An 18,674-nucleotide genomic window follows, 5' to 3' on the forward strand; every position below is an offset into this window, starting at 1 on the left:
AATCCCTGTCACCCCACTGATACAATTAACAAGTTGTTAAAAATGCGCCATCAAACATAACAAAGAATCTTAACAGCGCACTCTATATACCACTGTACTCAAGCTGCCTGAATCGTATTCACAGCGTTTATTTCGGCTACAAGGAATCGACAATGTCTTGCTTAGATATTTCTGATCTGACCCATGCTGCCCATCAGGATACACTCCACGATGATAATATTACCGCAGCCTGCAAACGCCTGTTACAACAACAAAGTTTCACTACTCAGGACGATATTCGTGAGGCCCTGATTAAACAGGGGTTTCATGATGTCAGCCAGTCGACGGTCTCCCGTCTGTTATCCCGTCTGGGCGTCGCGAAAGTGCCTAACGCTTACGGCAAAAAAGTCTACTGCCTTACAGTGGAAAATGAAGGTGTCAGAGTCAACTCTTCCATCTCATCACAGATAGAATTCATCACTCATAACCAGTTGGTTGTTGTGGTCCGGACTCATCCAGGTTGCGCTCAGCTGGTCGCACGACTCATTGACGTAGAGCCGCACCAAGAGATATTAGGCACCGTCGGCGGCAACGACACCGTGATGGTCGCCCCCAAAGATATCAACCGTATTGAGGCTTGTGAAAAAGTCGTCCGGGTAAGGCTTGGCATTCCGAACTGATAATTTTCCTTCTATATAAAAAGCCATTGACCTGTCAGGCCTGTGGTTGCAAACTGTCTGCCGGAGAAGAAATAGCAATTCCGGCACTGACCTAATCATTCTTGCTGGAATTGGTATAAGGACATTGAAAAAGGAAAAATAATGACTAAAGTTTTACATACTGATCAGGCACCAGCTGCAATTGGCCCATATGTTCAGGGCGTGGATCTGGGTAATATGGTGATGACCTCAGGTCAAATCCCGGTGATCCCGACAACCGGTGAAATCGTATCGGAAGATGTGGCTAAACAGGCTCGTCAGTCTCTGGATAATGTGAAAGCGGTGGTTGAGTCTTCAGGCCTGTCTGTCGGTGACATTGTAAAAATGACAGTATTTGTAAAAGATCTGGGTGATTTCGGTACAGTTAACGAAGTATACGGAAACTTCTTTGACGAGCACGGCGTCGCGAACTACCCGGCTCGTTCTTGTGTCGAAGTTGCCCGCCTGCCGAAAGATGTGAAGATCGAGATTGAAGCCATCGCGGTTCGTAAATAAGACTAGAGGCTAGAGGCTAGAGGCTAGAGGCTAGAGGCTAGAGGCTAGAGGCTAGAGGCTAGAGGCTAGAAAGAATACAGAGCGCTTCGCTTTAAGAATACAGAAAACCCAATAATAGAGTCCTCGGATCAATTATTGGGTTTTCTAGTTTCTGTAATCTGAAGTCTTCGTTATTTCCCGCCCGCATTCAGCTTATCAACCTCAGCATCCAGCTCTGCCAGTTTTTCCTTCATCTCATTGCGGCATTGTGTTGCCAGCTTACGTACATCAGCTTTAGTACAGCCTTCAGTGCTGATAGGCGGTAGCATTTCAACAATCACATGACCATTATTCCATTTGTTCAGATGTAGCTTCCCTTGCGTCGTACTACATACGATAGGAATAATAGGTACACCGGCACCAACCGCGGTATGAAAAGCCCCGGTCTTAAACGGCAGTAAACCACGTCCGCGTGAACGGGTGCCTTCAGGGAACATCCAGACAGACAGATCGCTCTCTTTCATTTTCTGGATTACCTGCTCGATAGTGCCAACGGCTTTAGTACGATTAAAGCGATCGATCAGAATATTACCTGTCAGCCAGTAAATTTGCCCAAACAGAGGGATCCATAACAGGCTTTTTTTACCCACCGTCACTACTTTAGGTGTCACAGCCGCGGATACAGTAAACAGATCCCAGGTATTCTGGTGATTCGCAATATACAGGTGCTGTCCACGCTCATAGGCGTCTTCCGGAAGGCGGAGGTGCAGCTTATACCCCAGAACACCAGCTATCCGGCTAAACAGGCGACCGATAACAAAGACGTTTTTCGGATTGCGCGGGCTTAACAGGCAGTATCCACAGCCAAAAATAAACATAAGCACGGCAAAAATTGCGACAACAACAATACGCAACAGAGCAATCATTTTCATTCTCCAGGAGAACTATACCAATGGTCCAAACTAAAAAAGCCGAAACCTTAAGATTTCGGCTTTCACTATGAAAGAATGTTAACCTGCGTCGTGGATGCGCTCAATACTTGCGCCCAGAGCAGATAACTTATCCTCAATTTTATCGTAGCCACGATCAATATGGTAGATACGGTCTACGATCGTTTCCCCTTCAGCAATGCAGCCGGCAATAACCAGACTGGCCGATGCCCGCAAATCCGTGGCCATGACCTGAGCACCACTTAACGTCGCGACATCACCGCAGATCACCGTATTACCTTCAATTTCAGCTTTCGCCCCCATACGTTGCAGTTCAGGAACGTGCATAAAGCGGTTTTCAAAGATGGTCTCGGTAATCACACCGCCACCTTTGGCCATCATATTCAGCAGGGTAAACTGAGCCTGCATATCCGTCGGGAACCCCGGATGCGGAGCCGTACGGATATTCACGGCTTTCAGCTCGCGTCCGGTCATATCCAGGCTAATCCAGTCATCGCCGGTCTCTACCTTCGCACCCGCATCTTCCAGCTTAGACAAAACAGATTCCAGCAGATAAGAGCGGGTATTACGACAGGTGATTTTACCACCGGATACCGCCGCTGCCACCAGAAAGGTTCCGGTTTCAATGCGATCAGGCAGCACTGTGTGCTGACCACCACCAAGACGTTCGACACCTTCGATGGTAATGGTGTCACTGCCGGCACCGGATATTTTGGCTCCCAGTGTGTTCAGGAAGTCAGCGGTATCCACAATCTCTGGTTCACGGGCTGCATTATCCAGCACGGTTTTGCCTTCAGCCAGAACGGCGGCGCACATGATGGTAATGGTGGCACCAACGCTCACTTTATCCATCACGATATGGGCCCCTTTAAGACGCCCGTCTACCTCAGCTTTAACATAGCCTTCATCCAAAGTAATGGTCGCACCAAGCTGTTCCAGCCCGTTAATATGCAAATCCACCGGACGCGCCCCTATAGCGCAGCCGCCCGGCAAAGAAACCTGTCCCTGACCAAAACGGGCGACCAGTGGTCCAAGAGCCCATATGGAGGCTCGCATCGTTTTGACTAAATCGTATGGCGCACAGTATTCATTAATCGTGCTGCCGTCGACATGGACGGAGCCATTACGTTCAACTTTGGCACCTAAACGCTTAAGCAGCTCCATCGTGGTATCGATGTCACGTAACTTAGGTACATTCGCTACCTCTACCGGCCCTTCTGCCAGAATAGAAGCAAACAGAATTGGTAAAGCGGCATTTTTGGCTCCGGAAATGGATACTTCACCTGTAAGTGGAGCATCTGAGCCCGTAATTCGAAACTTATCCATTAAAAAACCTTAAAGAGACATCAGTTTTTTGTCGCGCTCCCACTCTTCCGGAGTGAACGCTTTTATAGAGACTGCATGTATATCATTGTTCTGGATATGTTCCATCAACGGGCCGTAAATTAATTGTTGTTTTTTGACCCGGCTCATTCCTTCAAAGCAGGCATCTACGGCAATCACTTCAAACTGACTGCCATCACCTTTTACATGAATTTCCTGCAACGAGAGTGCAGCATCTAAAACTTGCTTAACTACAGCGGGTTCCATTTACTAACCTTTTATTCTTTGGATATGTTTGTTGTTTTGATATGTTCTGACATCATACCTTCGATGTTACTGAGCTGAAACAGTGTATGCATCTGTTCAGGCACAAAGCTCAGTATTATATGACAACTGTCAGTTTTCGCACGCTCAATCAAATGGAGTAACATCACCATTCCAGCAGAATCTACCCGATTTACCTGCTCCATAGATATTTCTACTTCATAACCCTTCGGCTTCCAGGTATTTAGGTGCGCCCAGAGTGCAGGAATCGTTTCCCGGGTGAGTTCACCGGAAAGCCAATACAAATGAGGGGACTTCTGCTGCCACTGAGTGCAACTCATTGCTGACTGTCCTGTTTACTGTCAAAACTAATGGGTAAAGCGGCAAGACGCGCCAGCTCTTTGCTTACCGCCGGAATCCCGTCTTTACGGATCACACCATTCCATTCAGACTGCTTACTGGACAACATACTGATACCTTCAGCCACCATATCAAACGCTTCCCATTCACTGGATTTTTTATCTTTACGCAGCTTGAACTCAATTTTGATATTGGGTCTTGGAGCATCAATGATATCCAGCTTAATCGTCACAATTCGTCTGTCGTCAGGAATGGACGGTTTAGGTTCAAACTCAACTGACTGATCGGTGTATAGCGTCAGCGCCTGAGCATAAGTCGTGACTAAATACTTCTCAAATGCCGTGATAAATTCTTTTACGTCGGAGCGGTCTGCACCTTTCAGATGAGGTCCAAGCAATTTCAGAGCCGCATACTGATAGTTAACGTACGGCATCAGCTCTTCTTTCACGACGGTTTTCAGAAGATTAGGATCAGCCTGAATTTGTTCCTTCTCAGACTTCAGACGATCAAAGGTCTTTTCTGCCACGATCTTGATCATTTCATAAGGCTGGGTTTTATCCACCACCTGCTGAGCCAACAGCGGTGTGCTGGCCGATAACAACGCAATGCAAGCTAAAAATCTCACCGCCCGCTTATACCATTTCATCATTTTGATGCCTCCCCGGAGCCATTTATACTGTAGAGTACCTGGCCAATCAGATCTTCCAGTACCAGAGCGGATTTAGTGTCCTCGATGAAATCGCCATCACCAAGCATCTCAATATCGTCCATCACAAAACCTGGAATCAGGCTCACGTACTGTTCACCAATCAGACCGGAAGTCAGGATCTCTGCACTGGACGTTTCAGGGAAATGTCCATACTCTTCACTAATATCAAGAGTGACAACAGGGACATAATTTTCTGAATCCAGAGAAATCTGACTGACCCGGCCAACCACAACGCCACCGATTTTAACGGGTGACCGTACTTTCAGGCTGCCGATATTATCAAAATACGCTTTTAACTGATAACTGTCGTTCGAGCCCAGCCCTGTTACGTTAGCGACTTTGAAGATCATAACCAGTACAGCAATGACACCAGCCAGAACAAATCCGCCCACCATCAATTCTAATTTTCTTGTCTGTTGCATGTTTAATTCCCGAACATCAATGCGGTCAGAACAAAGTCTAACCCTAATACAGCTAACGAAGAGTGCACCACGGTTCTCGTGGTTGCTTTACTGATACCTTCAGAAGTCGGCACTGCATCATAACCATTAAAAAGCGCAATCCAAGTCACCGTGATGGCAAATACAATACATTTAACCAAACTATTACCAATATCATACCCTAGCTCAACAGAGGCTTGCATGGATGACCAGAAACTGCCGTGATCAATACCCTTCCAGTCCACACCGACCAGTTGCGCGCCCCAAATACCGACAGCCATGAAAATCATTGCCAACAAAGGCATCGATATCAGCCCGGCCCAGAGACGAGGAGCAATAACTCGTTTCAGAGGGTCAACCGCCATCATTTCCAGGCTGGAAAGTTGCTCTGTTGCTTTCATCAGACCAATTTCGGCAGTCAAAGCCGACCCCGCCCGTCCGGCAAACAGCAATGCCGTCACGACAGGCCCGAGTTCACGCAGCAATGATAAAGCCACCATTTGCCCCAGGCTGCCTTCCGCTCCATAATCGATCAGCACTACAAACCCTTGCAGGCTCAGCACCATGCCGATAAACAAGCCTGATACCATAATAATAGCAACCGACTGTACCCCGACACTGTGTAGCTGCGTCAGCAATAGCGGAAAGTTTTTGACTGGCTGAGGTTTATACACCGTCGCCCCGAACAACATCAGGGATGCCTTTCCCCAGGCCCGACATAAGTGGAGCGTTCTGCTGCCGAGATTTTCCAGATAATCTAACAATCTATTACTCATGACCAAACAGGTCCTTACCTATACTTTCAGACGGGAAGCGGAAAGGCACAGGTCCATCGGCTTCCCCCTGTAGAAACTGCTGCACCATCGGATCCGGGTTTTCTCTTAATTCCTGAGGAGAACCAGACGCAATGATCTTTCCGTTGGCCAGCAGATAAACATGATCCGCAATGCTCATGACCTCTGGCACATCATGGGATACCACAACAGACGTGACACCTAGCGCGTGATTCAAATTGCGGATCAGCTCCACCAGGACCCCCATAGTGATCGGATCCTGGCCGACAAACGGCTCATCGTACATGATCATTTCCGGATCAAGCGCAATAGCCCGGGCCAGTGCAGCCCTTCTTGCCATACCGCCAGACAGCTCACTCGGCATCAGGGTATCCGCCCCACGCAGGCCAACCGCTTCCAGCTTTAACTTAACCAGAGTACGAATCAGTTCTTCAGGCAGTTGCGTATGCTCTCTCAGCGGAAAAGCGACGTTATCAAAGACATTCAGGTCCGTGAATAAAGCCCCCGACTGGAAGAGCATGCTCATCTTTTTCCGGGCCTGATAAAGCTTTCGCCGGCTCAGCGTTGGGATATTTTCGCCATCAAACCAGATCTCCCCGGCTTCCGGGTAAATCTGTCCGCCAATCAAACGCAACAAGGTTGTTTTACCAATCCCGGAAGGCCCCATAATCGCAGTGACTTTTCCTTTGGGAACCTGCAGACTGACGTTGTCAAAGATTGCCCTTTCCCCCCGGGAAAAAGTCAGGTCTTTTATTGTGACTAAGTTCGTTGTTGTCATAGCTTCACTTAATTTGATTCATCCTGCTATATACCGGCACATAGAGCAAATATCATCATATGCACTATGACAAAAGAGTAAAGTAAAGGTTTCGATTCTACCCCTAATTCGGTTAGAATGCGCTCTCTTTATCAGGTTATAATGACTAAGGCGTGTTGGTTTTTCCAAACTTATCTTCCTTTTTATAACGCTAGACGTCAAAATTAGCGGTCACATGTTTAACGATATAAATTTGTAGGAATCACCATGCTTCAAGCCGTTGCGCTTCTTATTGTTGGCTTAATTTTTTTAGTATGGAGTGCGGACAAACTCGTCTATGGTGCAGCAGCACTGGCGCGTAATGTCGGTATTTCGCCCCTGGTTATCGGTATGACTATTCTGGCGATGGGTTCGTCTGCGCCGGAAATGATGGTTTCTGCAACCGCGGCGTTGAGTGATAAATCAGACACTGCTGTCGGTAACGTTCTGGGATCGAATATCGCGAATATCGCCTTAATACTGGGTATTACTGCCATAATAAAGCCGCTTTCGATCAGCTCTGCCGTCATTCGACGGGAGTTGCCATTAATGATTATTGTCACGTTAACGGCAGGGGCTCTGCTGTGGGACAGTTATCTCGGTTTCTATGAAGGGGTTTTACTGTTCGTTCTGTTTGCTACTTTTATTCTTACTATGCTGAATATCAGCCGTAAGGAAAAGACGCAGGGAGACGCCTTTCTGGAAGAACAGGAATCAGAAATCCCTGACGGAGTCAGTAACCCTATGGCCGTCCTTTGGGTGATCGTTGGTCTGATTATTCTTCCGGTTGCCGCCGGCGTCCTTGTCGATAATGCGGTCATCATTGCCAAATATTTCGGTATGAGCGATCTGGTGATCGGTCTGACCATTATCGCCATCGGCACCAGCCTTCCAGAGCTGGCAGCGTCGCTTGCGGGGGTTCTGAAAGGCGAAGACGATATGGCTGTCGGTAACATTATCGGCTCCAACGTATTTAATATACTTGCCGTGATGGGGATTCCGGGCATCGTAAACCCTTCCCTGTTAAGTGAACACGCAATGGGACGCGACTTCTGGGTTATGCTGGCTGTGTCCATGCTTCTGGTTCTCTTTGCTCTGGGCAAATCCCGCAGCATCAACCGTATTGAAGGTGGCCTGCTGTTCCTCTGTTTTGTAGGCTATCAGGCTTATCTATTCTTACATATGACCGCATAATTAGGAGTGTCATTGAATGTCAGGTTGTGATTCAACGTCTTCTTTTGACTATATCAGTGCAGCAAACGAGGTTCTGAATACCGAAATTGATGCACTTCAGCAGCTGTCCCAGTATATCAACGATGATTTCTGTCAGGCATGCGACCTTATTTTGCATAACAAAGGCAAGGTCGTTGTGATGGGTATGGGTAAATCCGGTCATATCGGCAATAAACTGGCGGCCACGCTGGCCAGTACCGGCACTTCAGCGTTTTTTGTCCATCCCGGAGAGGCCGCACACGGTGATCTGGGGATGATCGAGGCGGGAGATATTGTTATCGCCATCTCTAACTCCGGTGAATCTCACGAAATACTGTCGCTGTTCCCTGTGCTGAAAAGACTGAATATCCGTATTATCAGTATGACTGGCAATCCACAATCCAATATGGCTAAGCTGGCGGATGTGCATTTACAAATCACAGTACCAAAAGAAGCTTGTCCTCTGGGATTGGCTCCCACCAGCAGCACGACAGCGACACTGGTGATGGGGGATGCTCTGGCCGTTGCCCTGCTTCAGGCTCGAGGATTTACTGCGGAAGATTTTGCCCTGTCACACCCGGGCGGCGCGCTGGGACGCAAGCTGCTGATGAAGCTGGAAGACATCATGCATACCGGAGACGCTTTGCCAAAAGTGTCGCCAGATGCGCTGATCAAACACGCATTAATGGAAATATCGCAGAAAGGGCTCGGTGTGACGGCTATTGTTGATGATAATGATGCTGTGATTGGTATTTTCACTGACGGTGATTTACGCCGGATGCTGGATAAGCAAATCGATATTCATACCACCAAAATCAGTGAAGTCATGACCTGTAACCCAACCGTTGCCTCCCCCTCATTACTGGCCGTGGAAGGGGTCAACATTATGCAGGACAAAAGCATTACCTCCCTTCTGCTGAGTGAAGACGATAAACTGGTGGGCATCGTTCATATGCATGACCTGCTGAAAGCAGGCGTAATGTGACCGGCAACACCAGAAAATAAGAGAAAGACTATGTCCGAAATAGTTTCGACCCTTTATGGATCTGTTGATAAACAAGTATTCGACATCGCCAGAAACATTAAGCTGCTGATTTGTGATGTTGATGGTGTGTTTTCTGACGGCCTAATCTATATGGGTAATCAGGGAGAAGAGTTAAAAACCTTCCATACCCGGGATGGCTACGGAGTAAAATCTCTGATGAAGGCCGGAATCGACATTGCGATTATCACCGGACGTCGCTCTCAGATTGTAGAAAATCGAATGCAGGCGCTGGGCATATCCCTTATCTATCAAGGTCAGGACAACAAACTTCAGGCGTATCAGGATATCTGTACCAAACTGGGCGTATCCCCTGAACATACGGGCTATATTGGCGATGATCTGATCGACTGGCCTGTTATGGAAAAAGTGGCATTACAAGTTTGCGTGGCAGACGGACACCCTTTACTGGCAAAACGTGCCAACTACGTAACCACCATTAAAGGCGGTCACGGTGCGGTTCGTGAGGTGTGTGATCTTATCCTTCAGGCACGTAATGAACTGGATGTGCACAAAGGCTTAAGCATATGAGTTTCAAACGTATTATTTACTTAATACTGATGATAGTTGCCGGATACTCTGTGTACTACCTGTATAATGGACAGAGTGAAGAGTTAGTTCAGGTTCCGTCCAGCTCTGAACTACCTGCACTAAGCGGCCATGATATAGAGAATATTACTTATAACGAAGATGGCATCCGAAGTTACCGAGTCGTTTCTAAGTTACTCGAACATTATGCAAAAAGCGGAGACACTGTATTTGAGTTTCCGGCTCTTTCCGTCTACCGTGACGGACAAACAGAAGAATGGCGGATTACCGCTGACCATGGCGTACTGGATAAAAACCAGATTCTTACATTATACGGCAATGTATTAGCAGAAAACCTTTTACCTGAAGCCAGCTTCGATACAATGGCGACAGAAAAACTGCTTATTCATCTAACAAACCGAAATTTTTGGGCTGACAGCCAGGTTTTACTCGCAGGTCCTGACTTTGAAACGAAAGGACAGAAGATGAAAGGAAACTTCAGCGATAATACCGCCACCCTTTATGACAGAGTACAAGGCAGATATGAAACTCTCACACCTTAGTCTTATTGCTTGCCTGTTTGCAGCGCCCAGTGCATTGGCACTGACGACTGATACAGAACAACCTATTTATATTGATTCTGACAGTCAGAGCCTTGATATGAAAAGCCACCAGGTCACCTTCAGCGGTGATGTAAAGCTGAAACAAGGCAGTATTAATATTAACGCGGACAGAGTGATTGTCACCCGCAGCACTGAAAATGATGCACTGGAAAAAATTGAAGCATTCGGCAACCCTGCCACTTTCTCTCAGTTAACTGACGAAGGAAAAACCCTAAAGGGGCAGGCAAAAGAGCTTCACTACTTGGTCTCAGGCGATCAATTGACGATGATCACCGATGCTGAACTGGCGCAGGATGAAAGCCTGATCCGGGGAAAAACCATCACTTACAAGATTTCCTCACAGAAGTTAATCGCTGATGGTGGTAAAAACGAACGGGTAACAACAGTACTACAGCCTGCACAACTTAATTCACAGGATCAGTAATTAACTTTATGGCCGTTTTAAAAGCAGAACACCTGGCGAAAAGCTACAAAAACAGAAAAGTGGTTGCCGATGTCAGCCTGAAAGTGAAAGCAGGTCAGATAGTTGGCCTGCTTGGTCCTAACGGTGCCGGAAAAACCACCTCCTTCTATATGATTGTTGGTCTGGTGGCTCGTGACGAAGGGAAAATACTGATTGATGACGAAGACATCAGTATATTGCCGATGCATGACCGCTCCAGAATGGGGATCGGTTATCTGCCTCAGGAAGCGTCCATTTTTCGCAAGCTTTCCGTTGAAGACAATATTATGGCCGTTCTGCAGACCCGCAAAGAGCTGAGCCGGGAAGATAAACAGGACAAAATGGAAGACCTGCTGGACGAGTTCAATATCCAGCACATACGCAAAAGCGCAGGAATGGCCCTGTCAGGTGGTGAACGCCGCCGGGTAGAAATCGCCCGGGCACTGGCAGCAAATCCAAAATTTATTCTGCTTGACGAACCCTTCGCCGGGGTTGATCCTATCTCTGTTATCGACATAAAGAAAATCATTGAACATTTAAGAGACCGGGGGCTGGGCGTACTTATTACAGACCACAATGTCAGGGAGACATTGGATGTGTGTGAACGAGCATACATTGTTAGTCAGGGACATTTAATTGCCGAAGGAACACCAGATCAGGTTTTAAATAACGAACAGGTAAAACAAGTTTATCTCGGTGAACAATTCCGTCTATGATTATATAGAGGAAAGGCAATCAAAAAGGACTTTGTCAGCAAACAACCAAAATAGTCATAAATGCTGATACAACATTATTGAAGACAAGGTAGTAAATACTGAATGAAACCCTCATTACAACTCAAGCTAGGCCAACAATTAGCAATGACACCGCAGTTGCAGCAAGCAATCCGTTTGTTGCAGTTGTCAACTCTGGATCTCCAGCAGGAAATTCAGGAAGCGTTGGAATCTAACCCTCTGTTGGATGTTGATGAAGGGCAAGACGAGAATATCGGTGCTCAAGAGACTGATGCCACACCAGACAATCAACAGACAGAAACCGCTTCAGCCGAAGCCGGTGACAGTCAGAACGCAGACAACGAGTTAAGCGGCGAAGTCGATGCTCCAGACAGCTCGGAAGTCATCGAGAAATCCGATCTCAGTGACGATCTCGAAATTGACGCCTCCTGGGATGATGTCTACAGCGCCAACACCGGCAGTACCGGCCTTGCGCTGGATGACGACATGCCCATCTATCAGGGTGAAACCACTCAAAGCCTGCAGGATTACCTGTTATGGCAGTTGGATCTGACCCCATTCTCTGACACCGACCGCACCATTGCGACTGCCATTATTGACGCTGTCGATAACTACGGTTATCTGACCCTATCGACCGAAGACATTCTGGACAGTATGGATAGCGAAGAAGTCGAACTGGATGAAGTCGAAGCGGTGTTAAAACGTATCCAGCAGTTTGACCCTCTTGGCGTTGCCTCCCGCAACCTTCAGGAGTGTCTGCTATTACAATTAGCCACTTTCCCGGATGAGACCCCATGGCTAAATGAAGCCAAAATGGTGCTGGAAAACTACATCGATCAGCTAGGTAATCGTGATTACAAACTGATCATCAAAGAAAGCCGCCTGAAAGAAGCTGAACTACGTGAAGTTATGCTTCTTATCCAGCAACTGGATCCTCGTCCCGGAAGCACTATCACTCCGGATGAGACCGAGTATGTTATTCCTGATGTTTCCGTGTTTAAAGACAAAGGGAAATGGGTCGTCGCTATTAACCCGGATAGTGTACCCAGACTGAAAGTGAATCAGCACTACGCCTCTTTGGGTAAAGGCAACAGTGCTGACAGCCAGTTTATTCGCTCTAATCTTCAGGAAGCGAAGTGGCTGATCAAAAGTCTGGAGAGCAGAAACGAGACCCTGCTCAAAGTTGCGCGTTGCATTGTTGAACACCAGCAAGATTTCTTCGAGTATGGAGAAGAAGCGATGAAACCTATGGTGTTAAACGATATTGCGCTCGCTGTCGATATGCATGAATCGACCATTTCCCGGGTAACAACGCAAAAGTTCATGCACACACCAAGGGGTATTTTTGAGCTTAAATATTTCTTCTCCAGCCATGTCAGTACTGACAACGGCGGAGAGTGTTCATCTACGGCAATTCGTGCTCTGATCAAAAAACTGGTGGCAGCGGAGAATACCGCAAAACCGTTGAGTGACAGCAAGATTGCCGCATTATTGGCTGACCAGGGGATTCAGGTCGCAAGACGTACGATAGCCAAATATCGGGAATCTCTGGGCATCGCGCCTTCCAGCCAGCGTAAACGCCTGCTCTAGGCCACAACAAGAAGGAAAGTCTATGCAAATCAATATTCAAGGCCATCACGTTGATCTTACCGATTCAATGCAAGACTACGTTAATTCGAAGTTCCAAAAACTAGAGAGATTTTTTGATCATATCACTAATGTTAGTGTGGTATTACGCGTCGAAAAAGTGCACCATATTGCCGAAGCGACGTTACGAGTCAGTCAGGGGGACATCCATGCGACTGCAGAGGACGACAACATGTACGCCTCTATCGACTCTTTAGTCGATAAACTTGTTCGTCAATTAAATAAACATAAAGAAAAGCTCGCCAGCCATTAATCATGCAAATTAGCGAAGTACTCTCACTGGACTGCACAAAAAGTGCAGTCCAGTGCACAAGTAAAAAGCGTGCTCTGGAAATTATCAGCCAAGTCGCTGCAGAGCACACAGGACAAAACTCGACAGAGCTGTTTGAGTCTATGCTCAACAGAGAAAAAATGGGCAGTACCGGAATAGGCAACGGTATTGCCATTCCTCATGCTCGAATGTTCTCCAGTAACAGAGCCGTCGCAGTACTGATTCAGTGTAAAGATCCTATTGAATTCGATGCTATCGACAACCGCCCTGTCGACCTTCTTTTTGCTCTTCTTGTTCCGGAGGCTCAGTGCAAAGAGCACTTAAAGACCCTCTCCAGTATGGCTGAACGCCTGAACAATAAGAAAATCCTGAAACAGCTCCGTCACGCAGAAAGTGATAAGGAACTGTTCGACATCATGATTCATGGTCATGACTCCTGAAACTCCGGCAAACGCACCTGAACACCCCAACAGTTCACGCCTTATCGTGATCAGTGGGCAGTCTGGTGCGGGAAAAAGCGTGGCGCTCCGGGTACTGGAAGACCTTGGCTACTATTGCGTTGATAACCTTCCGGTTAACCTGTTAAGCCAGTTTGTCGATTCCGTCAGAGAAAGCCAGCAAAATGTCGCGGTCAGTATCGATATCCGCAATCTGCCACAGGATCCCGACAGTGTTACTCACACACTGCAGGAACTTAAAACCAGCCTGGACGTTACCGTATTCTTCCTTGATGCCGATAAAGAAACTCTGCTTAAACGTTACAGTGAAACCCGTCGCATCCACCCCCTTTCTATCGGTCAGGATAAGCTTTCTCTTACTCAGGCCATTGATCGGGAGATCGATCAGCTTTCTGCCCTGAAAGAGCAAGCCGATCTGGTTATTGACAGCAGTAACCGTTCACTGCATGAACTGAGCGAAACGGTTCGTATGCGGGTACTGGGACGAGAAAGCCAGGAACTGGTGATGGTATTTGAGTCCTTTGGTTTTAAGTATGGCCTGCCTACCGATGCCGACTATGTTTTTGATGTCCGTTTTCTTCCCAACCCTCATTGGGAGCCCAACCTGCGACCGCTCACCGGGCTGGATACACCCATCCACGAATTTCTGGAAAGCTACCCGGAAGTCACCCGACTGCGTCAGGAGATTCAGGAGTTCATTACGAACTGGCTGCCAATGCTGGAAAAAAACAACCGAAGTTATCTGACCGTAGCCATTGGCTGTACCGGAGGCAAACACCGCTCGGTGTATATCACTCAGAAGCTGGGAGAGCATTTCAAAGGTCAGGGAAAACAAGTCCACATCCGGCATAAATCTCTGGAAGAACATCACTCATAAGGTAATAACAACATGGATTGCAGTAGAAAAGTTTTAATCCAGAATAAACTTGGCTTGCACGCCAGAGCCGCCATCAAACTGGTTGAACTTGCACAGAGCTATGATGCCACCCTGACCGTCAGCAATGAAGAAAACCGGGAAATGACCGCGGATAGTGTCATGGGCTTGCTTATGCTGGAATCGGCACAGGGACAGTACATCACCATCGCAGCAGAAGGGCCGGAAGCCGAACCCGCACTGGATGCCGTGTGCGAGTTGATCGAAGCCAAATTTGAAGAAGACGAGTAATTCCTTCCTGATATGACAAATATTTTACCTTTCGTCATAAGAAGTTATTAAATAAGGTATAGAATTAAGTTAGTATTTCAGCCCAGCAAAAGTAATCTCAGCTCAGGAGGAAAGAGGATGGCAGAGCCACAAGAACTCGAGCAAGCTCAACAGTCTCATGAAACCCTCCAAGAGATAAGTGAAGCCCTTGATAATGGGCGTTTTGTCCATGCCCGCCGTCAGTTGCAGGACATGGAGCCGGAAGATATTGCCCACCTTCTCGAATCCTCTCCACGCAAAGTCCGTAATGTTCTCTGGGAGCTGACCGACCCGGAAGACTACGGTGAAATCCTCGATGAACTGAACGAGGATGTCAAAGACGCCATTGTTACCACCATGGCTCCGGAAAAACTGGCAGAAGCAACAGAAGGCATGGACACCGATGACCTTGCCTACGTACTGCGAAGCCTGCCGGATGATGTGTCCCGTGGCGTACTAGAGCAGATGGATGCCGCTGACCGGGCACGCATCGAAGCCGCTCTGTCTTACCCTGAAGACTCCGCCGGTAGTATTATGAATACCGACGTGATCACCATTCGAGGTGACGTTGAAGTCGACGTGGTACTGCGTTACCTGAGAATGAAAGGCGAGCTGCCGGAAGCCACCGATGCCCTGTATGTGATAGATCAGGACAGCCGTTTGATCGGTCATCTGTCTCTGACCACGCTGATCACTTCCCAACCGGATGCCACTGTCAGTGATATTATGGATGACCCTGATGAGGCCATTCAGGTGGATACCAGTGATACCGACGTTGCCAGCCTGTTTGAACGCCGGGACTGGGTTTCGGCTCCGGTGGTGGATGAGAATCAGCAACTGGTCGGCCGTATCACCATCGATGACGTGGTGGACATTATCCGGGAAGACGCCAGCCACTCAATGATGAGCCTGGCCGGTATGGATGACGATGAAGATACCTTTGCACCAGTATTTAAGTCTGCCCGTCGGCGCAGTATCTGGCTAGGTGCCAACGTGCTTGCCGCTCTGGCTGCCGCTTCTGTATCCAATATGTTTGAAGCGACACTGGATAAAATGGCAGCTATCGCTGTCCTGATGACCATCGTGCCATCCATGGGTGGTGTTGCGGGTAACCAGACCGTCGCGCTGGTGATCCGGGGCCTGGCTTTAGGACAAATCGGTGACAGTAACAAACGGGAGCTACTGCTGAAAGAAGCCGCTATCGGCCTGCTGAACGGTATTCTGTGGGCGCTTCTGATCGGCGGTATTGTCGTTGTCTGGAAAGGCAACTGGATGCTGGGCGGCATTATTTCCGCCGCCATGATGACGAACCTGATTGTGGCGGGTATCGCCGGAGTACTCATTCCGGTATTACTGAAAAAGATGAATATCGACCCGGCTCTCGCCGGAGGGATGGCGTTAACGACAGTCACGGATGTGATCGGGTTGTCGGTGTTCCTCGGATTGGCAACGCTGTTGATTACCTAGAGACCAGAGACCAGAGACTAGAGACTAGAGACTAGAGACTAGAGACTAGAAGATATAATAAAGCCCGCAACTTCAATAAGCTAGCGGGCTTTCTTGTATAGTCTCTAGTAGCGAAGCGATCTAGTTTCTAGTGACTTTGCCTCTTACTCTCCAGCCACCTTCATCGACTCAATCAGAATCGAACCAGTCTGGATTTGCGAACGGGTTTCGATATCCGAGCCTACCGCCACAATGTTCTGATACATATCAGCCAGATTACCCGCAATGGTAATTTCAGACACCGGATACTGAATTTCACCGTTTTCCACCCAGAAACCAGCGGCTCCTCGGGAATAGTCACCATTCACCACATTCACGCCCTGCCCCATCAGCTCTGTCACCAGCAGTCCGGTACCCAGTTCTTTCAGCATCTGCTCAAAATCCTGCCCGGTAGACTGCACATACCAGTTATGGATACCACCAGCATGACCAGTCGGCATCATATTCATTTTGCGAGCGGCATAGCTGGTCAGAAGATAAGTCGACAGAACACCATCGGTAATGATCTGGCGATCCCGAGTCTCAACCCCTTCGCTGTCAAACGGGCTTGAAGCCAGCCCGCGCAGGACATGCGGTTTTTCCGCAATATTAAACCAGTCCGGCAGGATCTTCTCTCCCAGCTTATCCAGCAGGAAAGAAGACTTACGATACAAGTTACCACCACTGATCCCCATAACCAGATGCCCAAGCAATCCCGTCGCTGCATCGGCCAGGAACATCACAGGAAACTGTCCGGTAGGAATCCTGCGTGCATCCAGTCGACTTACTGTTTTTTCCGCGGCTTTAAGGCCAACGGTCTCAGGCGTCCACAAATCGTCACGACAGCGGGCAATGGTATAGTCGTAATCACGCTCCATCACACCGTTATCACCTTCACCAATCAACACACAGCTCAGACTATGTCGGCTAGAGGCGTAGCTGGCGAGCAAGCCATGGCTGTTCCCATACACCTTCAGGCCATAGTGGCTGTCGTAACTTGCGCCGTCACTCTGTTTAATTCGGTCACTGTATTCAAGTGCTGCTTTTTCTGCACGGATCGCCATGGCAGCGGCATGATCCGGTTCCGGTTCGTCCGGATAGAACAGATCAAGATCCGGCACTTCCTTGACCATCAGCTCTTCCGGTGCAGGTCCTGCACAAGGATCTTCTGATGTATATTTAGCAATATCCAGAGCCGCTTCTACCGCTTGCTGAATCGCTTTCTCACTCAGATCCGACGTGGAAGCACTGCCCTTGCACTGCCCCCGGTATACGGTAATTCCCAGTGCACCATCGCTGTTAAATTCAACATTTTCCACTTCACACATACGGGTGGATACACTGATACCGGTTGTTTTTGTAATCGCAACCTCGGCCGCGTCTGCCGTTGATGTCGCTAGCTTCAGCGCTTTTTCTACTGCTGCTTCCAGCTCAATTTTCTGTTGAGCAACCTGCTGTTTTACATTCATAACTGTATTTATTTTCTAAGTTCAATAGCCCTAGGATAACAAGGATTTCGCATTCTCCCCATAAATCTTGCTAAAATAGTGCAATATACCCGAAATAGTTGAAGCACTACTGCCACTATTCAGATACAGACGAGACACAGATAAGACATGGCAAGAAAAAATCAGAAAGCCCCTTGGGAAGAGGAAGAAGAGATCATCTGGGTAAGTAAAACCGAGATGAAAAACGACATGGAAGAGCTGCAAAAGCTTGGAGAGGAACTGGTAGAGCTGAAACCGGCGGTACTGGAAAAGTTCCCGCTTCCGGAAGATCTCTATGACGCAATCAAAGATGCCCAGCGCTTTAAACAGGAAGCGAAGCGCCGCCAGTTGCAATACATCGGCCGTCTGATGCGTAACATTGATTCTGAACCTATTCAGGCTGCGCTCGACAAGCTGCGCAATAAGCATTCTCAGGCGACTGCGGTTTTGCATAAGCTTGAACAACTGCGAGATCGTGTCGTAGAAGAAGGTGATTCCGCGATTAATGAGGTAATGGAAGCCTACCCTCAGGCTGACCGCCAGCGCCTGCGCCAGCTTTACCTTCAGGCTAACCGGGAAAAGAAAGGCAATAAACCGCCAAAAGCGTCCCGGGAGATTTTCCAGCTGCTGAAAGAGATGGAGACAGAAGAGTTCTAGAGGCTTGAGGCTTGAGGCTTGAGGAAGAATACAGAGCGCTACGCTTTGAGAGTACAGAAAACCTCATTATTCCAAAACATATTCGTCATCCCTGCGC

At 48.1% G+C, this 18,674-nt stretch carries 24 protein-coding genes; 15 read left to right on the forward strand and 9 right to left on the reverse strand.

Annotated features, from left to right (window positions below; translation table 11 throughout):
- Positions 1–152: 152 nt before the first annotated feature.
- Both DI392_RS08495 and DI392_RS08500 read left to right on the forward strand, forming a co-directional pair.
- Positions 153–659, forward strand: a complete 507-nt coding sequence (locus DI392_RS08495; protein WP_109319491.1) for an arginine repressor — start codon at positions 153–155, stop codon at positions 657–659.
- 141 nt (positions 660–800) lie between these two features.
- Complete coding sequence (locus DI392_RS08500) at positions 801–1,193, forward strand: RidA family protein (RefSeq protein WP_109319492.1); 393 nt, start codon at positions 801–803, stop codon at positions 1,191–1,193.
- A 170-nt stretch (positions 1,194–1,363) separates the two neighbouring features.
- Here DI392_RS08500 and DI392_RS08505 read toward each other — a convergent pair whose 3' ends face one another.
- From DI392_RS08505 to mlaF, 8 genes are all read right to left on the reverse strand, one after another.
- Positions 1,364–2,098, reverse strand: coding sequence for a 1-acylglycerol-3-phosphate O-acyltransferase (locus tag DI392_RS08505; RefSeq protein ID WP_109319493.1), 735 nt, complete (start codon positions 2,096–2,098; stop codon positions 1,364–1,366).
- Positions 2,099–2,182: 84 nt separating this feature from the next.
- Complete coding sequence (gene murA, locus DI392_RS08510; protein WP_109319494.1) at positions 2,183–3,448, reverse strand: UDP-N-acetylglucosamine 1-carboxyvinyltransferase; 1,266 nt, start codon at positions 3,446–3,448, stop codon at positions 2,183–2,185.
- 9 nt (positions 3,449–3,457) lie between these two features.
- Entirely contained in the window at positions 3,458–3,712 is a 255-nt protein-coding gene (ibaG, locus tag DI392_RS08515; protein WP_109319495.1) for a BolA family iron metabolism protein IbaG, read from the reverse strand.
- A gap of 11 nt (positions 3,713–3,723) precedes the next feature.
- Entirely contained in the window at positions 3,724–4,050 is a 327-nt protein-coding gene (locus tag DI392_RS08520; protein WP_109319496.1) for an STAS domain-containing protein, read from the reverse strand.
- A complete protein-coding gene (locus tag DI392_RS08525; protein WP_245884004.1) occupies positions 4,047–4,718 on the reverse strand; it encodes an ABC transporter substrate-binding protein in 672 nt (223 codons plus the stop codon). Before DI392_RS08525 ends, DI392_RS08520 begins: the two co-directional genes overlap by 4 nt.
- On the reverse strand, positions 4,715–5,200 hold the full coding sequence (mlaD, locus tag DI392_RS08530) for an outer membrane lipid asymmetry maintenance protein MlaD (RefSeq protein ID WP_109319497.1): 486 nt from the start codon (positions 5,198–5,200) through the stop codon (positions 4,715–4,717). The genes DI392_RS08525 and mlaD overlap by 4 nt, the downstream gene beginning before the upstream one ends.
- A gap of 2 nt (positions 5,201–5,202) precedes the next feature.
- Positions 5,203–5,994 carry a lipid asymmetry maintenance ABC transporter permease subunit MlaE gene (gene mlaE / locus DI392_RS08535; protein WP_109319498.1) on the reverse strand — a complete coding sequence of 264 codons (792 nt, stop codon included), beginning with the start codon at positions 5,992–5,994 and terminating at the stop codon, positions 5,203–5,205.
- Positions 5,987–6,790, reverse strand: a complete 804-nt coding sequence (mlaF, locus tag DI392_RS08540; RefSeq protein WP_109319499.1) for a phospholipid ABC transporter ATP-binding protein MlaF — start codon at positions 6,788–6,790, stop codon at positions 5,987–5,989. The genes mlaE and mlaF overlap by 8 nt, the downstream gene beginning before the upstream one ends.
- Before the next feature lie 246 nt (positions 6,791–7,036).
- On the opposite strand from mlaF, the gene DI392_RS08545 reads away from it, so the two are divergent.
- The 12 genes from DI392_RS08545 to mgtE all read left to right on the forward strand — a co-directional run bounded on the left by DI392_RS08545 (position 7,037) and on the right by mgtE (position 16,415).
- A complete protein-coding gene (locus DI392_RS08545; protein ID WP_109319500.1) occupies positions 7,037–8,002 on the forward strand; it encodes a calcium/sodium antiporter in 966 nt (321 codons plus the stop codon).
- A 16-nt stretch (positions 8,003–8,018) separates the two neighbouring features.
- Positions 8,019–9,005, forward strand: a complete 987-nt coding sequence (gene kdsD / locus DI392_RS08550) for an arabinose-5-phosphate isomerase KdsD (protein WP_109319501.1) — start codon at positions 8,019–8,021, stop codon at positions 9,003–9,005.
- Positions 9,006–9,035: 30 nt separating this feature from the next.
- Positions 9,036–9,593, forward strand: coding sequence for a 3-deoxy-manno-octulosonate-8-phosphatase KdsC (kdsC, locus tag DI392_RS08555; RefSeq protein ID WP_109319502.1), 558 nt, complete (start codon positions 9,036–9,038; stop codon positions 9,591–9,593).
- A complete protein-coding gene (gene lptC / locus DI392_RS08560) occupies positions 9,590–10,153 on the forward strand; it encodes an LPS export ABC transporter periplasmic protein LptC (protein ID WP_109319503.1) in 564 nt (187 codons plus the stop codon). Before kdsC ends, lptC begins: the two co-directional genes overlap by 4 nt.
- Positions 10,134–10,637: a lipopolysaccharide transport periplasmic protein LptA gene (gene lptA, locus DI392_RS08565; protein WP_109319504.1), complete on the forward strand. Its 504-nt coding sequence runs from the start codon at positions 10,134–10,136 to the stop codon at positions 10,635–10,637. Before lptC ends, lptA begins: the two co-directional genes overlap by 20 nt.
- Before the next feature lie 8 nt (positions 10,638–10,645).
- On the forward strand, positions 10,646–11,371 hold the full coding sequence (gene lptB / locus DI392_RS08570; protein WP_109319505.1) for an LPS export ABC transporter ATP-binding protein: 726 nt from the start codon (positions 10,646–10,648) through the stop codon (positions 11,369–11,371).
- Positions 11,372–11,473: 102 nt separating this feature from the next.
- Positions 11,474–12,979 carry an RNA polymerase factor sigma-54 gene (locus tag DI392_RS08575; RefSeq protein WP_109319506.1) on the forward strand — a complete coding sequence of 502 codons (1,506 nt, stop codon included), beginning with the start codon at positions 11,474–11,476 and terminating at the stop codon, positions 12,977–12,979.
- Positions 12,980–13,001: 22 nt separating this feature from the next.
- Entirely contained in the window at positions 13,002–13,289 is a 288-nt protein-coding gene (hpf, locus tag DI392_RS08580; protein ID WP_109319507.1) for a ribosome hibernation promoting factor, read from the forward strand.
- Between the two features lie 2 nt (positions 13,290–13,291).
- Entirely contained in the window at positions 13,292–13,747 is a 456-nt protein-coding gene (gene ptsN / locus DI392_RS08585) for a PTS IIA-like nitrogen regulatory protein PtsN (RefSeq protein WP_109319508.1), read from the forward strand.
- On the forward strand, positions 13,737–14,642 hold the full coding sequence (gene rapZ, locus DI392_RS08590; protein WP_109319509.1) for an RNase adapter RapZ: 906 nt from the start codon (positions 13,737–13,739) through the stop codon (positions 14,640–14,642). The genes ptsN and rapZ overlap by 11 nt, the downstream gene beginning before the upstream one ends.
- A gap of 12 nt (positions 14,643–14,654) precedes the next feature.
- A complete protein-coding gene (locus DI392_RS08595; RefSeq protein ID WP_109319510.1) occupies positions 14,655–14,930 on the forward strand; it encodes an HPr family phosphocarrier protein in 276 nt (91 codons plus the stop codon).
- Between the two features lie 117 nt (positions 14,931–15,047).
- Positions 15,048–16,415, forward strand: a complete 1,368-nt coding sequence (gene mgtE, locus DI392_RS08600; RefSeq protein WP_109319511.1) for a magnesium transporter — start codon at positions 15,048–15,050, stop codon at positions 16,413–16,415.
- Positions 16,416–16,558: 143 nt separating this feature from the next.
- Here mgtE and pmbA read toward each other — a convergent pair whose 3' ends face one another.
- The gene (gene pmbA / locus DI392_RS08605) at positions 16,559–17,902 is read right to left on the reverse strand and encodes a metalloprotease PmbA (protein ID WP_109319512.1); all 1,344 of its coding nucleotides are present in this window, start codon (positions 17,900–17,902) and stop codon (positions 16,559–16,561) included.
- A gap of 147 nt (positions 17,903–18,049) precedes the next feature.
- On the opposite strand from pmbA, the gene yjgA reads away from it, so the two are divergent.
- Positions 18,050–18,577 (forward strand): ribosome biogenesis factor YjgA, encoded by a 528-nt coding sequence (gene yjgA / locus DI392_RS08610; RefSeq protein WP_109319513.1) that lies wholly within the window; start codon positions 18,050–18,052, stop codon positions 18,575–18,577.
- The last annotated feature ends 97 nt before the right edge of the window (positions 18,578–18,674 follow it).

The organism is Vibrio albus (genome assembly GCF_003144035.1).
In the GTDB taxonomy this organism is placed as follows: Bacteria; Pseudomonadota; Gammaproteobacteria; order Enterobacterales; family Vibrionaceae; genus Vibrio; species Vibrio albus.

Excerpts from the sequence above, each read along its gene's own strand:
- DI392_RS08495 (WP_109319491.1), top strand. The coding sequence starts at position 153 with ATGTCTTGCTTAGATATTTCTGATCTGACCCATGCTGCCCATCAGGAT.
- DI392_RS08500 (WP_109319492.1), top strand. The coding sequence starts at position 801 with ATGACTAAAGTTTTACATACTGATCAGGCACCAGCTGCAATTGGCCCA.
- DI392_RS08505 (WP_109319493.1), bottom strand. The coding sequence starts at position 2,098 with ATGATTGCTCTGTTGCGTATTGTTGTTGTCGCAATTTTTGCCGTGCTT.
- murA (WP_109319494.1), bottom strand. The coding sequence starts at position 3,448 with ATGGATAAGTTTCGAATTACGGGCTCAGATGCTCCACTTACAGGTGAA.
- ibaG (WP_109319495.1), bottom strand. The coding sequence starts at position 3,712 with ATGGAACCCGCTGTAGTTAAGCAAGTTTTAGATGCTGCACTCTCGTTG.
- DI392_RS08520 (WP_109319496.1), bottom strand. The coding sequence starts at position 4,050 with ATGAGTTGCACTCAGTGGCAGCAGAAGTCCCCTCATTTGTATTGGCTT.
- DI392_RS08525 (WP_245884004.1), bottom strand. The coding sequence starts at position 4,718 with ATGATGAAATGGTATAAGCGGGCGGTGAGATTTTTAGCTTGCATTGCG.
- mlaD (WP_109319497.1), bottom strand. The coding sequence starts at position 5,200 with ATGCAACAGACAAGAAAATTAGAATTGATGGTGGGCGGATTTGTTCTG.
- mlaE (WP_109319498.1), bottom strand. The coding sequence starts at position 5,994 with ATGAGTAATAGATTGTTAGATTATCTGGAAAATCTCGGCAGCAGAACG.
- mlaF (WP_109319499.1), bottom strand. The coding sequence starts at position 6,790 with ATGACAACAACGAACTTAGTCACAATAAAAGACCTGACTTTTTCCCGG.
- DI392_RS08545 (WP_109319500.1), top strand. The coding sequence starts at position 7,037 with ATGCTTCAAGCCGTTGCGCTTCTTATTGTTGGCTTAATTTTTTTAGTA.
- kdsD (WP_109319501.1), top strand. The coding sequence starts at position 8,019 with ATGTCAGGTTGTGATTCAACGTCTTCTTTTGACTATATCAGTGCAGCA.
- kdsC (WP_109319502.1), top strand. The coding sequence starts at position 9,036 with ATGTCCGAAATAGTTTCGACCCTTTATGGATCTGTTGATAAACAAGTA.
- lptC (WP_109319503.1), top strand. The coding sequence starts at position 9,590 with ATGAGTTTCAAACGTATTATTTACTTAATACTGATGATAGTTGCCGGA.
- lptA (WP_109319504.1), top strand. The coding sequence starts at position 10,134 with ATGAAACTCTCACACCTTAGTCTTATTGCTTGCCTGTTTGCAGCGCCC.
- lptB (WP_109319505.1), top strand. The coding sequence starts at position 10,646 with ATGGCCGTTTTAAAAGCAGAACACCTGGCGAAAAGCTACAAAAACAGA.
- DI392_RS08575 (WP_109319506.1), top strand. The coding sequence starts at position 11,474 with ATGAAACCCTCATTACAACTCAAGCTAGGCCAACAATTAGCAATGACA.
- hpf (WP_109319507.1), top strand. The coding sequence starts at position 13,002 with ATGCAAATCAATATTCAAGGCCATCACGTTGATCTTACCGATTCAATG.
- ptsN (WP_109319508.1), top strand. The coding sequence starts at position 13,292 with ATGCAAATTAGCGAAGTACTCTCACTGGACTGCACAAAAAGTGCAGTC.
- rapZ (WP_109319509.1), top strand. The coding sequence starts at position 13,737 with ATGACTCCTGAAACTCCGGCAAACGCACCTGAACACCCCAACAGTTCA.
- DI392_RS08595 (WP_109319510.1), top strand. The coding sequence starts at position 14,655 with ATGGATTGCAGTAGAAAAGTTTTAATCCAGAATAAACTTGGCTTGCAC.
- mgtE (WP_109319511.1), top strand. The coding sequence starts at position 15,048 with ATGGCAGAGCCACAAGAACTCGAGCAAGCTCAACAGTCTCATGAAACC.
- pmbA (WP_109319512.1), bottom strand. The coding sequence starts at position 17,902 with ATGAATGTAAAACAGCAGGTTGCTCAACAGAAAATTGAGCTGGAAGCA.
- yjgA (WP_109319513.1), top strand. The coding sequence starts at position 18,050 with ATGGCAAGAAAAAATCAGAAAGCCCCTTGGGAAGAGGAAGAAGAGATC.